Here is a 14298-nt window from a genome sequence, read left to right on the forward strand (position 1 = left end):
TGCTCCTGAATCCTGAGAATTAATGATGTGCCCATTCGATGCTGTTGATATCCACGCCCTGCTTGAACATATCCCACAGTGGAGACAGGTCTCGCAGACGGCCAATGGATTTACGCACCAGTTGAATGGTGTAATCGATCTCTTCTTCCGTGGTGAAACGCCCCAGGGAGAAACGGATCGAGCTATGCGCCAACTCGTCGGTCATACCCAACGCGCGCAGCACGTAAGATGGCTCAAGGCTAGCGGAGGTACAGGCGGAGCCTGAAGAGACGGCAAGGTCTTTCAGCGCCATGATCAGCGATTCACCTTCAACATAGTTGAAGCTGACATTCAGAATGTTAGGAACGCCGTGTTCCAGATCGCCGTTCAGATACACTTCTTCCATATCTTTCACGCCGTTCCACAGGCGGTCACGCAGCGTACGCAGGCGCGCCATTTCGGTCGGCATTTCTTCTTTGGCGATACGGTAGGCTTCACCCATACCGGCGATCTGATGCACTGGCAACGTACCTGAACGCATACCGCGCTCATGACCGCCGCCGTGGATCTGGGCTTCGATACGGATACGCGGTTTACGACGCACGTACAGCGCACCGATACCTTTCGGGCCATAAATCTTGTGGCCGGAGAAGGACATCAGATCGACTTTCAGCTTGCTCAGGTCGATAGGCAGTTTGCCCACGCTCTGGGTCGCATCAACGTGGTAGATGATACCGCGTGCGCGGCACATTTCGCCGATCGCTTCGATATCCTGCACCACGCCGATTTCGTTGTTCACGTGCATGATCGAAACCAGAATGGTGTCGTCGCGCATCGCGGCTTCGAGGGCTTGCAGGCTGATGATACCGTTGCTTTGCGGTGCCAGGTAGGTCACTTCAAAGCCTTCACGCTCGAGCTGGCGACAGGTGTCCAGCACGGCTTTGTGTTCGGTTTTGCTGGTGATGATGTGCTTGCCTTTCTTTTGATAGAAATTGGCAGCGCCTTTAATCGCCAGGTTGTCGGATTCGGTTGCTCCGGAAGTGAACACGATTTCGCGCGGGTCAGCGCCAACCAGTTCAGCAATTTGGTTACGGGCGATATCTACCGCTTCTTCCGCCTGCCACCCGAAACGGTGGGAACGGGAAGCCGGGTTACCGAAAGTCCCGTCCAGAGTCAAAAACTGCATCATTTTCTCAGCGACGCGCGGATCAACCGGCGTCGTTGCTGAGTAATCCAGATAAATCGGTAATTTCATTGCTCTTGTGCTCCGTACATCACTTCCAAAAACTAAAAAAAGTATCGCCAGCTGCTTATGCGCGCAGATTAACGTTGATAGTTTCTTGCGGACGACCGTTGGCCGTGCGACGGGTATCGTTGTTTTGACGGTCCGCCACCACCAGCACTTCCTGGTTGTTCACCAGTTCAGCCAGCGTAATGTTGTTCAGGAACCCGCTGATGCGCTCACTCAGATCGCGCCACAGGGTATGGGTCAGGCAGCGATCGCCACCCTGACAGCCTTCTTTACCCTGGCAACGGGTTGCATCTACCGATTCATCGACGGCAGTGATAACTGCACCAACGGCAATCTCACCCGCGTCTTTGCCCAGCAGATAACCACCGCCCGGTCCGCGTACGCTGGCCACCAGGCCATTTTTACGCAGACGGGAGAATAATTGTTCCAGATAAGAGAGCGAGATACCTTGGCGCTCAGAAATATCCGCCAGAGGGACTGGCCCTTCCTGGGAGTGCAATGCCACGTCAAGCATAGCGGTTACGGCATAACGGCCTTTAGATGTCAGTCTCATAGCTAAGTGGTTACCTGTTGGTCAAACATGGCCGAAAGTCTGACATTCCCGAGTAAATCAGTCAACTATTTAACCTAGTAATTTACTCAAGTATTAGCACATTTTGTACTTAGCCATGCAAAATGCATATAAAATGCATGTTATAACCCTTGGATAACTAATGCTATTACCGTTAACCGTTACGCAGCCCCAAAATTAATGACCTTGCTGTTTGTCCTGTTTCTCTATCGACGTCAGCATGCCGCGCAGAATATTCAGCTCTTGAGCTTCCGGCCGTGCGCGGGTGAATAAACGGCGTAAACGACTCATCACCTGCCCCGGATGGGACGGACGAATGAAGCCGCTATTTTGCAGCGTTTGTTCCAGATGCTGATAGAAACGCTCGAGGTCATCGACCAGCGGATACGGCGTCTCTTCCAACGGCGGCACGCCCGCCTGTTGACGATCGAGGTAAGCCACGCGCACTTCATAGGCCAGGATCTGCACCGCCATCGCCAGATTCAGCGAGCTGTAATCCGGGTTGGCAGGAATGGCGACGTGATAATGACACTTTTGCAGTTCGTCATTGGTCAGGCCGACACGTTCACGGCCGAAGACCAACGCCACTGGCGCATGCTCACCTTCGTGCACCGCGCGTACGCCGCATTCACGGGGTTCCAGCATCGGCCACGGCAAAGTGCGTGAACGCGCGCTGGTACCCACCACCAGGCTACAGCCGGCAATGGCGTCGTCCAAAGTGTCAACAATAGTGGCGTTGCCGATCACGTCGCTGGCGCCAGCGGCCAGGGCGATCGCCTGAGAATCGGGTTTTATCAGCGGGTTAACCAGATAAAGGTTGGTTAGCCCCATGGTTTTCATGGCTCTGGCGGTCGAGCCCATGTTGCCGGTATGAGAGGTTTCTACCAGAACAATGCGGATGTTATGCAGCATACAAACTCTGAGCGTAGCGGAAAATCACAGCATCTTAACACAGCCGTAGGCATTTTACCGAACACCTGCTATACTTCGCGCCGTTTCCTGTTCTTTAACATCCTAGTTGGAAGATACCCATGCATCCGATGCTGACGATCGCCGTGCGCGCTGCGCGCAAGGCCGGTAACCTGATTGCCAAAAACTACGAAACCCCAGACGCTGTAGAAGCGAGTCAAAAAGGGACCAATGACTTTGTCACTAACGTCGATCGCGATGCAGAGCATCTGATCATCGAAGTCATTCGCAAGTCCTATCCGCAACATACTATTGTTACCGAAGAACGCGGCGAATTGGTCGGCGAAGATAAAGACGTACAATGGGTGATCGATCCACTGGATGGCACATCAAACTTCATCAAACGTTTCCCACACTTCTCAGTTTCTATCGCTGTACGCATTAAAGGCCGTACCGAAGTCGCTGTGGTTTACGATCCAATGCGTAACGAACTGTTCACCGCTACCCGCGGTCAGGGCGCACAGCTCAACGGTTACCGTCTGCGCGGCACCAACGCCAAAGACCTGGATGGCACCATCCTGGCAACCGGCTTCCCGTTCAAAGTTAAGCAGCACGCAACACCATACATCAACGTGGTTGGCAAGCTGTTTACCCAATGTGCCGACTTCCGTCGTACCGGTTCTGCCGCACTGGATCTGGCCTACGTGGCTGCCGGTCGCGTGGACGGTTTCTTCGAAATTGGCCTGAAGCCATGGGATTTCGCCGCGGGTGAACTGCTGGTCCGCGAATCTGGCGGCCTGGTGACCGACTTCGTTGGCGGCCACAACCACTTCAGCTCCGGCAACGTGGTAGCCGGTAACCCACGCGTTGTGAAAGCCATGCTTTCTACCATGCGTGATGAACTGAGCGAAGCGCTGAAGCGTTAATTCAGGCTATTACGCTGGCCATTTTAGGCTTGGGCAGTGCTCGAACTCCTCACGTACTGCGTGTACGCTCCGGGTTCTCCGCGCTGGCCGTACCCAAACTGCCTGCGCTCATCACGCCTGAACCTGTTTTGAATAATGAAGCGCTGCAATCACTGCAGCGCTTTTTTTATGCCTGCTAGCGGGAGAAAGGCCGAATGCCGCCGCCGAATTCCGGCTGGGCACTGGCGTATAACAACAACCCGGCAAACAGCAAAATCAAACCGCCGGCCAGCGCCAGCGAACCCCAGGCCACCGCACTCCAGGCGGCAGGCGCACGTGAGCGGCTGAGTCGCACCGCCAATCGGCGGCTGTAATGCACCAGCAAGGCCAACAACGAGATAGTCAGTGAAGTGCCGAACGCCATCGCCAATGCGGAAACCACTCCCCAGGCGAAAACGCCAATCACTTTGGAAAACAGCAACACCAGTATCGCCCCCGAGCAGGGCCGCATACCCATCGCCAGTACGATGGCAGTCTGTGTACGCCAATCGCTGCCGGCCTGCAGCTCTGTATCACTCGGCAAATGGCGGTGACCACAGCCACAATGCTCGCTGTGAACGTGATCCGCCGGCAGAGGTTGCAGGCTGTTGATTCGCAACGCCGGTTGCGGACGCAGGGTTTTCAGCGCGTGATACAAACGCTTCAACGCGCGCCAAGTGAGCAGCACCCCAAGCAACATCACCAGAACAAAACTGCCCTTCTCCAACCAGAAACTGCTCTGATGCAACTGCCGTGATGACAGTTGCAGCACCACCAGCATCAGCGTTACCAGGACGATAGCCACCAGCCCCTGCACCAACGAGGCAGCAAAGGTCAGTTTCAGACTGCTTTTCAGCCGCGCCGGATGGGTAGCCAGATAGGTGGCAATCACTACCTTGCCGTGACCGGGGCCGAGCGCATGCAACACCCCATAGCTCAGGCTGAACAGCATCAAAGCCAATCCGGCTTGCTGCGGTGCCGCTTTGACCTGCTGCAACAGACCGGCCATCTGCAGATGCAAACCTTTTTGCCACACCACGCTTTGCAACAGCAACTGCGGCCAATAGTGCCACGCCAACCGGGCACCCAGTGCCAGCAGCAGCGCAAACAGCAACAGCGGCCACAGGCTTAAGACCCAGTGCCGTTTACGCGTGACGGGCTGGCTGAGATTTACTGACATTGCAGGCTGACCTTCTGCGCAAACTGTTGCCCCAGCTCCATATCTTCGCCAGGGGAATCGTTCTTATCAAGGGATAACGCATAAGCCTGCAAGGAGGAGTTCGGTTTTGGCGTCATCAGCTTGAACTTGCATTGGGCGGCCATTTCCGGCGGCAAATGCAGCGCCGTTTTATCTTTATAGGTCATATCGACAAAGTAGGTGGGATCGTAGGTAGCGATTTCAAACGGCTTGCCCGCCAGCGGCTGCGGCTCGGCCAGCGGCAACACAAACTCCAGCACCGCCTGATGCCCCTGACGCGACAGGTGATATTCAGTCGGCAGGTTCAGGTACTTCACTCGTTTGCCGTCGCGATACATGTCGGTGAAATAGTGTTGGCCAAGCACGTTGGCCATCACCTGCGCCGCCAACTTCTTCCACACTTCCGAGTCGTCTTTGGCGTTTTCCGCATCGTACAGCAGATCCGCCGAGGTAATTTCATCCATAACCCAAACCATTTTCAAGCCAACCAGCTGTTGATCCTTAGCCACGAAAGTGGTGTTCATATCAATAAAGCTGTGTGGGTGAGCGACAGCACCGGCGCTGAAAAGCGTCAAAAAACCGGCCAGAATAAATCGTAACTTCATCATCAAACGATACTCATTATTGTTATAAAGTAACATCAACCAACCTTAAACCGTCGCCATTACAGCCAATAATTGTGACGAAAGTTGTAAGCCGAAGTAAAACCGGGTGCCGTCGCCGCGCCGCGCATCGCCTTTTGCTATGCTTATTCATAATTTAATCGTTACCCGCCAGAAGGTGATATGAGCCTGGACACTTCCCCCGTGCCTGAGCTCTCCGGTCAACAGCGACGCTGCCATCTGTTATTGATGCTGTACGCGCCGGTGCCCGCAGTACAACTGGAGACTATCAGCCAAATTAATGGCGTCGCCCCCCTCATCACCCGGCAAGATATAGCCGAGGTTGCCAGTGAAATCCAGCGTTTCCATCACCTGGAAATTGACGGCAATCCCGACGAAGGCTACCGGATCAGAGGCAGCGCGCTCAACCAACGCCTCTGCCTGATCCACTGGCTGCGACGAGCCCTGCGCTGCAGCCCGGAGTTTGTCGAACATCACTTTTCCCAGTGGTTACAGCAGGCGCTGGGACGAGGTGCAGAGCTGACGCCAGAGTTGGAGCAGTGCATCGGCGAATGCGAAGCGTTGCTCAACCGCAGTTTTGATCGACGCGATCGTCAGTTTCTGCAGCACTACCTGCGCTTTTGTGTCTGGGAAAACCAGCGCCAACGACACCCTGTTTTCACCCCCGCTCAGCACGACTGGCTGCATCAGAAACCGGAATACCAGGCGGCCGCTTTGCTGCATCATTCGTTAAATCAGCTCTTTACCCTGCCGCCCGTGGCCAACGAAAGTGACTTTTTGGTATTGACGTTCACCATGTTGAAAAACCACAGTTACCACAGCAACGACTCAGCGGAAGATCTGCGGCTGATGGCGGCGATAAAAAACATGGTCGATCGCTTCCAACAGATCTCCGGCATGACCTTCAGCAGTGAAGAGGATTTGATTAGCCAGTTATTTGCTCATCTGGCGCCGGCGGTGGAGCGCTGTCGCTTTGAGATTGGCATCGATAACCAGCTGCTGGAAGAGGTCGAACGTAAGTATCCACGCCTGATGCGTACCGCTCAGGAGGCACTGGCGCCGCTGGAGCAGGAGTACGACATTCATTTTTCCAGTGAGGAAGCGGGCTTGGTCGCCATCAGTTTTGGCGCCTGGCTGATGCAGGGCAATGCGCTGCAGGAAAAGCAGGTGCTGTTGCTGACGCTGGACAACCCGCAGTTGGAAGAGCAAGTGGAGTATCAAATCCGTGAATTAACGCTGCTGCCGTTGAACATCAAATATTTGCCGCTACGCGATTATCTGCGCTCTGGCGCGCCGCAGGGCATCACGCTGGTGATTACCCCTTATGCCGCAGAACACACCGAGTCGGAGCCACCGCTGATTTACACCGAATTACCGCTGGAACGCCAGCAGCGCAAAGCCATCCGTGCGCTGCTGGAAACCTCTTAACGGCTGCCGCTGACTGCCACCGCCGGCGGGCGAATAAACATCGCCGGCAGAGCCACCGCTGCCATCACCCAGAACACCCCGCCCTGCAAATGTTCGAACAGGAAACCGGCAATCACCGTCATAATCGCAATGCCGCCGCCCATCGCCAGCGCCGAGTAGACTGCCTGCAACCGGATCACTTCCGGCCCCTTGCGCGCGGCGATAAAACGCATGGCCGCCAGATGGCAAACGGTGAAAGTGCCGCAATGCAGAATTTGGATCACCAGCAACCACCCCAGTTCGGTACTGGACGCCATCAGGCCCCAGCGCAGTACGCCACAGCAGGCGGAAAGCAGCAGCAGGTTACGGGCATTCCAGCGACGGAACAGGAAATTACTGCTAGCGAAAATGATCACTTCCGCTACCACACCCAACGACCACAGGTAGCCAATGGTCGAAGCCGAATACCCCGCTTCCTGCCAATAGATCGAACCGAAGCTGTAATAGCCTGCATGTGCGCCCTGCAACAAGGTGACGCACAGCAGGAAGCGCCAGACCGGCCCCTCTTTTAACATCTCCCACAATGAACGGTCGGCTTCGCTGTGGCTGCGCGCTTCTCCCTGTGGCATCACGCTCGGTTTCAGCATCATGCCCAACAGCATCGCCAAAATACTGATGATCAGGCTGTAAAGGATCGCGTTATGCCCCCAGACGGAAACCATCTGTCCGGTCAGCGCCGAACCGATGACAAACGCCAGCGAGCCCCACAGTCTGACCCGGCCGTAATCCATGGTGATCTGTTTTTGCCAGGTCGCAGCCAGTGCGTCGGTCAGCGGCACCAGCGGCGAAAAGAACAGGTTGAAACCGGCAATCACCAGCATCAGCCAGCCCCAGCCGTTACCGAAACAGAACCCGATGGCAAAAGCCAGCGTCAGCAATGCCAGCAGCCGCAAAGCCGTCACCAAATGAGAGGGATCCTTAACCCGGGGAGCAATCAGCAAACTTCCGAGGAAACGCGCAACCAACCCGGCACCGAGCAGAATACCGATGGTTTCAGGGGGTATCCCCTCGCCTTTTAACCAAACGCCCCAAAAGGGTAAGAAAATGCCGTAAGAAAAGAAGTAGGTGAAATAACTGAGAGCGAGCCAACGCGTTGATTGCAGTACCATGATCCCTCCGGTGTGAAGGCAATACTTTGACAGAGCTCACACTGGCTAGCAATGTACATTCAGGTGCGAGGCCATAGACTGCTAGGCAGTTCACAGTTTGCCTACCACGGGCATAAAAAAACCCGCCGAAGCGGGTTTTTAAACAGAAAGCGGAATTAAGCGTAAACCGGCAGGCGGGCGCAAATATCCAACACTTTCTTCTTGGTGCGTTCGATGGTGGCCTCATCATTGATGTTGTCCAACACGTCGCAGATCCAACCGGCCAGCTCACGCACTTCCGCTTCTTTGAAGCCGCGACGCGTTACAGCCGGAGTACCGATACGCACACCTGAGGTGACGAACGGGCTCTTAGGATCGTTTGGTACGCTGTTTTTGTTCACGGTGATGTTGGCACGGCCCAGGGCGGCGTCGGCTTCTTTACCGGTCAGGTTCTTGTCAACCAGATCCAACAGGAACAGGTGGTTATGGGTGCCACCGGAAACCACTTTGTAGCCGCGCTCCAGGAACACTTCCACCATCGCTTTGGCGTTATCGGCCACTTGCTGCTGGTAGATCTTGAACTCAGGCTCCATCGCTTCTTTCAGCGCTACCGCTTTACCGGCAATCACGTGCATCAGCGGGCCGCCCTGGCCACCCGGGAACACGGCGGAGTTCAGCTTCTTGTACAGATCTTCATCACCGCCTTTCGCCAGGATCAGGCCGCCGCGCGGACCCGCCAGGGTTTTGTGGGTGGTGGTGGTCACGATGTGAGCGTGTGGAACCGGGTTCGGATAAACGCCGGCGGCGATCAGGCCCGCAACGTGCGCCATATCAACGAACAGGTAAGCGCCGATGCTGTCGGCGATTTCACGCATTTTTGCCCAGTCAACGATACCGGAGAAGGCAGAGAAGCCGCCGATGATCATTTTTGGCTTGTGAGTTTGCGCCTGCTTGGCCAGATCTTCGTAATCGATTTGACCTTTATCGTCGATACCGTAAGGCACCACGTTATACAGTTTGCCGGACAGGTTAACCGGAGAACCGTGGGTCAGGTGGCCACCGTGCGCCAAGTTCATCCCCAAAATGGTATCGCCCGGCTGCAGCAGCGCGGTGTAAACGGCGAAGTTAGCCTGGGAGCCGGAGTGCGGCTGTACGTTGGCGTAATCGGCACCGAACAGCTCTTTGGCACGGTCGATAGCCAGTTGCTCAACGATATCCACGTATTCGCAGCCGCCGTAATAACGCTTGCCCGGATAACCTTCAGCGTATTTGTTGGTCAGCTGGGAACCCTGAGCCTGCATTACGCGCGGGCTGGTGTAGTTCTCAGACGCAATCAGCTCAATGTGCTCTTCCTGACGCACCACTTCTTGCTCCATTGCACGCCACAGTTCGGCATCGTAATCAGCAATGTTCATTTCACGCTTTAACATCCGGCTTCTCCTGACTTAAATCGGCTAACTAAAAAATCACCAAATAACTACCCGTTTGGGTTCTGGGGCACAGTGTAAACTGTTTCCCCCCACCGAGGATAGGCCTTGACAGAGGTTTTTACGCAAACGATTGGCATTAGGCGCGGCAAGGCTTTGATCCGATAAATCTCCCCATTCGGCAACGGACTTTTACTCATGCTGGGAATGCGGTTTTTTCATGTTCTGTGAGCGGGATCGCCGCTCGCCGACCCCGCAACAAAAACAGGGGTATTTACAGCCACCACAGAAACCGTTAGGATGCGCTTAAACTTAAAGATGTATTTAAAATACATCATTACATTATTCCAATAATGATCGACCAAGGAGCGCTGCCATGCTGGATAGCCAAACCATCGCCACCGTAAAATCTACTATTCCCCTGCTGGCCGCTACCGGGCCGAAGCTGACCGCACATTTCTACGATCGTATGTTCGAGCACAATCCCGAGCTCAAAGACGTGTTCAATATGAACAATCAGCGTAATGGCGATCAGCGTCAGGCGCTGTTCGATGCGATCTGCGCCTATGCCGCGAATATCGAAAATCTGGCGGCGCTGCTACCGGCGGTAGAACGTATTGCCCAGAAGCACACCAGCCTGAATATTCAGCCGGATCAATATCAGATTGTCGGTGGCCATTTACTGGCGACCCTGGACGAAATGTTCAGCCCGGGTCAGGAAGTGCTGGACGCCTGGGGCAAAGCCTATGGCGTACTGGCGGACGTATTTATCCAGCGTGAAGGCCAGATTTATCAGGCCAGCGAAAGCGCCGACGGTGGCTGGCGCGATCTGCGCGCTTTCCGCATCGTCAAAAAACAACCGCAGAGCGAGGTGATTTGCAGCTTCGTGCTGGCGCCGGTTGACGGTGGCCGGGTGATCGACTTCAAACCGGGGCAATACCTGGCGGTCTATATCAAGCACGACAGCATGGAGAATCAGGAGATTCGCCAATACTCGCTGACCACCTCACCGAACGGCGAATACTATCGCATTGCGGTAAAGCGTGAAGATCAGGGTAAGGTTTCGAATTTCCTGCATCAGCAGGCCAAAGAAGGCGACGTAATTTACCTTGCTCCGCCGCACGGGGATTTCTTCCTCGAAGCCAAGCCGGATACTCCGGTGGCGTTGATCTCCGCCGGCGTTGGCCAAACGCCTATGCTCGGCATGCTCAATACCCTGCACGATAACCAGCATCAGGCGGACGTGCACTGGCTGCACGCGGCGGAAAATGGCAGCGTTCACGCCTTTGCAGATGAAGTGGCGGACATCGCCGGGCGCATGCCAAACCTGAGCCGCCACGTGTGGTACAACCAACCGAATGCTAATGATGTGGAAGGCCGAGACTACCAGAGCCGTGGCCTGATGGATCTCAGCGCCCTGCGCGAAACGCTCAGCACCCCGCAGATGCATTACTACTTCTGCGGACCGGTGCCGTTTATGCAACACGTGGGCAAACAGTTGCTGGAGATGGGCGTCAGCGCCGATCGTATCCACTACGAATGCTTCGGCCCACATAAAGTGATGTAATTGAAAAGGGCGCAGTTCATCCACAACCGCGCCCTATACGCTAAATAATTGGCGTTGCATCGCGGCGGCAACTAAGCGCATCCCCAGAAATGTACAATAAGTACGTGACTGGGGTAAGCGCAGGCAGCCAACAAAGAGGCAGCTTCAAGTATGACGGGTATGATTATTTCTCCGCCAGCTTGCGTGTCTCCTGCACCTGCTGTGCCGTCACCGGTGCCGCCTGATTCCCCCAACTGCCTCTTAGATAGCTCATCAGATCGGCTGCCTGCTGGTCGTTCAACGTCCAGGCGTAGCCCGGCATGGCGATCGCGGTGGCGTGCTGGGTGATTGGCGTGTGTGCACCTTCCAGCACCACGCGTAGCGCAGTGATCGGATTTTCCGCCGTCACCGTCGTGTTGCCCGCCAGCGCAGGAATGGTGTTGTCGCTGCCCTCGCCCTTATTGCCATGACAGGTTGAACAGTACATCGCATAGCTGCGCTGCCCCGCCTGCTGATGGTCGGCGGCCAGCGGCGTCACTTTCTGCGCCGCGGGTTGTTCCGCCGCCAGGCTGTGCAAATAGGTGGCAATAGCGTTCAGATCGCCGTCGGTAAGATACTGCGTACTGTGGCTCACCACTTCGCTCATCGGCCCGGAAACCGCGGCATGTTGGCTGCGCCCGGTTTTCAACAGGGCAACCACTTCGTCCTGCTTCATTCCGCGTAACCCGGAAGCGTACCAATCGTCCAGCTCAGCGCCGCTCAGGAAGGCCGGCTCTTTGCTGTCCAGACCTTTTTCCTGCATCGCCCAGCCACGCGGCGTATGGCAACTGCCGCAGTGCCCCGCCCCCTGAACCAAATAGGCGCCGCGATTCCACTCTGCGCTCTGGTCGTGGTCAGGCTGGTAAGGCGTATCGTCATGGAACAGCTGATTCCATACCGCCAGCGGCCAGCGCATCGACAACGGCCAACTGATGTCACTGGCGCGGTTGGCGGTATTCTGCGCCGGCACTTCGTTCATCAGGTAGTCATACAGCGCGCGCATATCTTCCGCATTCATTTTGGCGTAAGAGGTATACGGCATCGCCGGATAAAGCCGGTGGCCGTCTTTAGCGATCCCCTGACGCATGGCGCGGTCAAACTCATCAAAAGAATAAGCGCCGATGCCCTGCTGTTTGTCCGGCGTGATATTGGTGGCGTAGATATTGCCCAGCGGCGTCGGGAACTTCATGCCGCCGGCAAACAATGCGCCGCCTGACGAGGTATGGCAGGCGGTACAGTCACCGGCCTTGGCCACGTATTCCCCGGCCGACATCGCCTGGGCCGAACCGCCCGCCGCCAGTAAGGTCAGCAAATACAGTGAACGCATTCTCATGCTCCCTCCTTCGCGGCAACCTTGCCATAGGCCAGCTCATTGACCGCACGCCATGCCTGGTCGATCGCCGAGTTGGCGTACGGGCTCCAGTCTGAATCCGAGTTGGCAATCACGATTTTGCCGATCGGCTGGCGCGCCGTCTCAATGATTTTCTTCGCTTCGTCCTCGTCGTCAAACAAGCCGTTGAGGAAATAGGAGTAACCGTGCGACCAGCGGTTGACGGTAATGGCTTCAATATCACGCTGGTGATCGAACCCGGCCGACCCCAGCATGCCCTGCAATTGTTCGCGGATCATCTGCTCATGCACTTCAAACGGTGTGCCCAACAGCAGGGCACGGCCTTTACGTGACTGTTCGCGCGGGCTGAGTCCGCTGCCCGCCAACGTCGGCACGTATACCATATGCAGGCCAATGGGCTGGTTGGGATCGCGCGGGTGCTGATAGCCGCCCATACTCACTGGATAATCCAGCTTCACGCGGCAATAAGGGGCGGTTGGGGAGTAAACTTCATGTACGCCCAGTTTGATAAACGGCTGCCAGTTGCGGATCACCACTTTGCTGTACACCAGCGGTGACTTCACGTTCTGCTTCAGCGCCTCTTGCTGTTCGGCCGACATTTCCGGTACCAGGTACGGGATCATCATGTTGTACCCGGCCATCACCACCTGCCCGGCGCGCACCTTGGTCATTTTCTCGCCGGTCATATAGGTCACTTCGACCTTGTCACCGACGTTAGCCGCGTGCAATCCGGTGCTGTTCAATCGCAGTTTTACCGGCGAATCGGCCCGGTCTAGCTGGCTGTAATCGAACCTGGCGAGAACGATGTCATTCATGTCTTTGCCGCCCGGTGAAACCGCCGGGATCAGATGGCGTACCATCAGACGCGTCAGGGTAGCGTTGCCGTCCGGGAAGTGGAACACGTAAGGATCGTCGAGATCCGCCTGCGACTCTTCGTCCAGCGGCGGCAGGTTCATACCGTTCAGGCCCGGCAGGTCACAAATACGGGCGTCGCTGCATGAAGTGGCGTCAATGCCCACCGCCTGGAAATCACTGGTAGTTTGCTGGAAATAGCGGATAGCCATTTCGCTCAGCCCCACCTTTTCACGCAGGAATTCGGTATAGCTGTGCTTGTCGAGCCATTCGCTTTTCTGCTCCTGGCTCATTTCCGGCAGGTAGTCCTTGTTCACCGTATGCAGTGCAATCAGCGCCTGACGGTCGCTTTCCGGCAGCGGGAAATCGCCGATAAAAGCTTCATAGGAACGGCCGTTGAGTCGGTCATGCGGAATATCGTCCGCCACCATACGCCCGGGATCGCCGCTCACCACTTTGTCGACGCCAAAGTTCTTACGGTCGAAATAGACACCGCGGCTCAGGTTCAGATTGGGGTAAAAAGTGGTGTCGAAAGCCTTTTCCAGGTTGTCGATGCTGACACCCAGTTTTTTCAGCAGCCCCATCGCTACCGGGCTAAAGTTGGAACGCGGCGACTGCAGCGACTCGCTGCCGCCATAGCCGAGGATGGTCCCGTTCTCACTGCTGAATTCATTGCGTTTGGCATGGCCACCAAAATCATCATGGTTGTCGATCAGCAAAATACGCTGCTGCGTCCCCTTCATTTGCTGCCAGAAACAGGCCGCGGCCAGCCCGCTGATCCCGGCACCGACCACCACCAGATCAAACTCTTCCGTCGCCGGTACGGCGGCAAAATCGAAGGCCCGACCGTCACGCCCCAATTGGTGCGCATGTTCAAAGGAACCGGGGTGATTGCCCCGCAGTCCGGTCAGCGTCGGCGGATAGTAGAGGGTTTGATTGGCGGTTTGCGGCGATGCCCGCAGGATCTGCATCGGCGTCAGCCCGGCAGCGATGGTGATCGCCACCCCATTAAGAAAATCGCGTCTGGTGATGCCCATAATTGGCTTCCTTTC

12 protein-coding genes are annotated in these 14298 nt (G+C 56.0%); 3 read left to right on the forward strand and 9 right to left on the reverse strand.

Features of this window, described 5'->3' with window-relative positions:
- Positions 1-19: 19 nt before the first annotated feature.
- The 3 genes from M495_RS18310 to trmJ form a co-directional block, all read right to left on the reverse strand.
- Entirely contained in the window at positions 20-1234 is a 1215-nt protein-coding gene (locus M495_RS18310; protein WP_020828165.1) for an IscS subfamily cysteine desulfurase, read from the reverse strand.
- Positions 1235-1289: 55 nt separating this feature from the next.
- A complete protein-coding gene (gene iscR, locus M495_RS18315; protein WP_020828166.1) occupies positions 1290-1784 on the reverse strand; it encodes a Fe-S cluster assembly transcriptional regulator IscR in 495 nt (164 codons plus the stop codon).
- A 195-nt stretch (positions 1785-1979) separates the two neighbouring features.
- Positions 1980-2714: a tRNA (cytosine(32)/uridine(32)-2'-O)-methyltransferase TrmJ gene (gene trmJ, locus M495_RS18320; protein WP_020828167.1), complete on the reverse strand. Its 735-nt coding sequence runs from the start codon at positions 2712-2714 to the stop codon at positions 1980-1982.
- 119 nt (positions 2715-2833) lie between these two features.
- Between trmJ and suhB the strand changes: the two genes are divergently transcribed.
- Positions 2834-3637 (forward strand): inositol-1-monophosphatase, encoded by an 804-nt coding sequence (gene suhB, locus M495_RS18325; protein WP_020828168.1) that lies wholly within the window; start codon positions 2834-2836, stop codon positions 3635-3637.
- Positions 3638-3812: 175 nt separating this feature from the next.
- Here the strand turns inward: suhB and M495_RS18330 are convergent, their stop codons facing one another.
- Positions 3813-4835 carry a nickel/cobalt transporter gene (locus M495_RS18330; protein WP_020828169.1) on the reverse strand — a complete coding sequence of 341 codons (1023 nt, stop codon included), beginning with the start codon at positions 4833-4835 and terminating at the stop codon, positions 3813-3815.
- Positions 4826-5494, reverse strand: a complete 669-nt coding sequence (locus M495_RS18335; protein ID WP_020828170.1) for a DUF1007 family protein — start codon at positions 5492-5494, stop codon at positions 4826-4828. Before M495_RS18335 ends, M495_RS18330 begins: the two co-directional genes overlap by 10 nt.
- Positions 5495-5638: 144 nt before the next feature.
- Between M495_RS18335 and csiE the strand changes: the two genes are divergently transcribed.
- Positions 5639-6904, forward strand: a complete 1266-nt coding sequence (gene csiE / locus M495_RS18340; RefSeq protein WP_020828171.1) for a stationary phase inducible protein CsiE — start codon at positions 5639-5641, stop codon at positions 6902-6904.
- Here the strand turns inward: csiE and M495_RS18345 are convergent.
- Positions 6901-8052: a 3-phenylpropionate MFS transporter gene (locus M495_RS18345; RefSeq protein ID WP_020828172.1), complete on the reverse strand. Its 1152-nt coding sequence runs from the start codon at positions 8050-8052 to the stop codon at positions 6901-6903. The two genes, csiE and M495_RS18345, sit on opposite strands and share 4 nt — an antisense overlap.
- 155 nt (positions 8053-8207) lie before the next feature.
- Complete coding sequence (gene glyA, locus M495_RS18350) at positions 8208-9461, reverse strand: serine hydroxymethyltransferase (RefSeq protein WP_020828173.1); 1254 nt, start codon at positions 9459-9461, stop codon at positions 8208-8210.
- Between the two features lie 373 nt (positions 9462-9834).
- Between glyA and hmpA the strand changes: the two genes are divergently transcribed.
- Positions 9835-11025: an NO-inducible flavohemoprotein gene (gene hmpA / locus M495_RS18355; RefSeq protein WP_020828174.1), complete on the forward strand. Its 1191-nt coding sequence runs from the start codon at positions 9835-9837 to the stop codon at positions 11023-11025.
- Between the two features lie 163 nt (positions 11026-11188).
- On the opposite strand, the gene M495_RS18360 is transcribed toward hmpA, so the two are convergent.
- Both M495_RS18360 and M495_RS18365 read right to left on the reverse strand, forming a co-directional pair.
- A complete protein-coding gene (locus M495_RS18360; RefSeq protein WP_041414839.1) occupies positions 11189-12376 on the reverse strand; it encodes a cytochrome c in 1188 nt (395 codons plus the stop codon).
- Positions 12373-14283, reverse strand: coding sequence for an NAD(P)-binding protein (locus M495_RS18365; protein ID WP_020828176.1), 1911 nt, complete (start codon positions 14281-14283; stop codon positions 12373-12375). Before M495_RS18365 ends, M495_RS18360 begins: the two co-directional genes overlap by 4 nt.
- Positions 14284-14298 lie beyond the last annotated feature (15 nt).

Origin of the sequence: Serratia liquefaciens ATCC 27592 (genome assembly GCF_000422085.1) — a bacterium.
Lineage (GTDB): Bacteria > Pseudomonadota > Gammaproteobacteria > Enterobacterales > Enterobacteriaceae > Serratia > Serratia liquefaciens.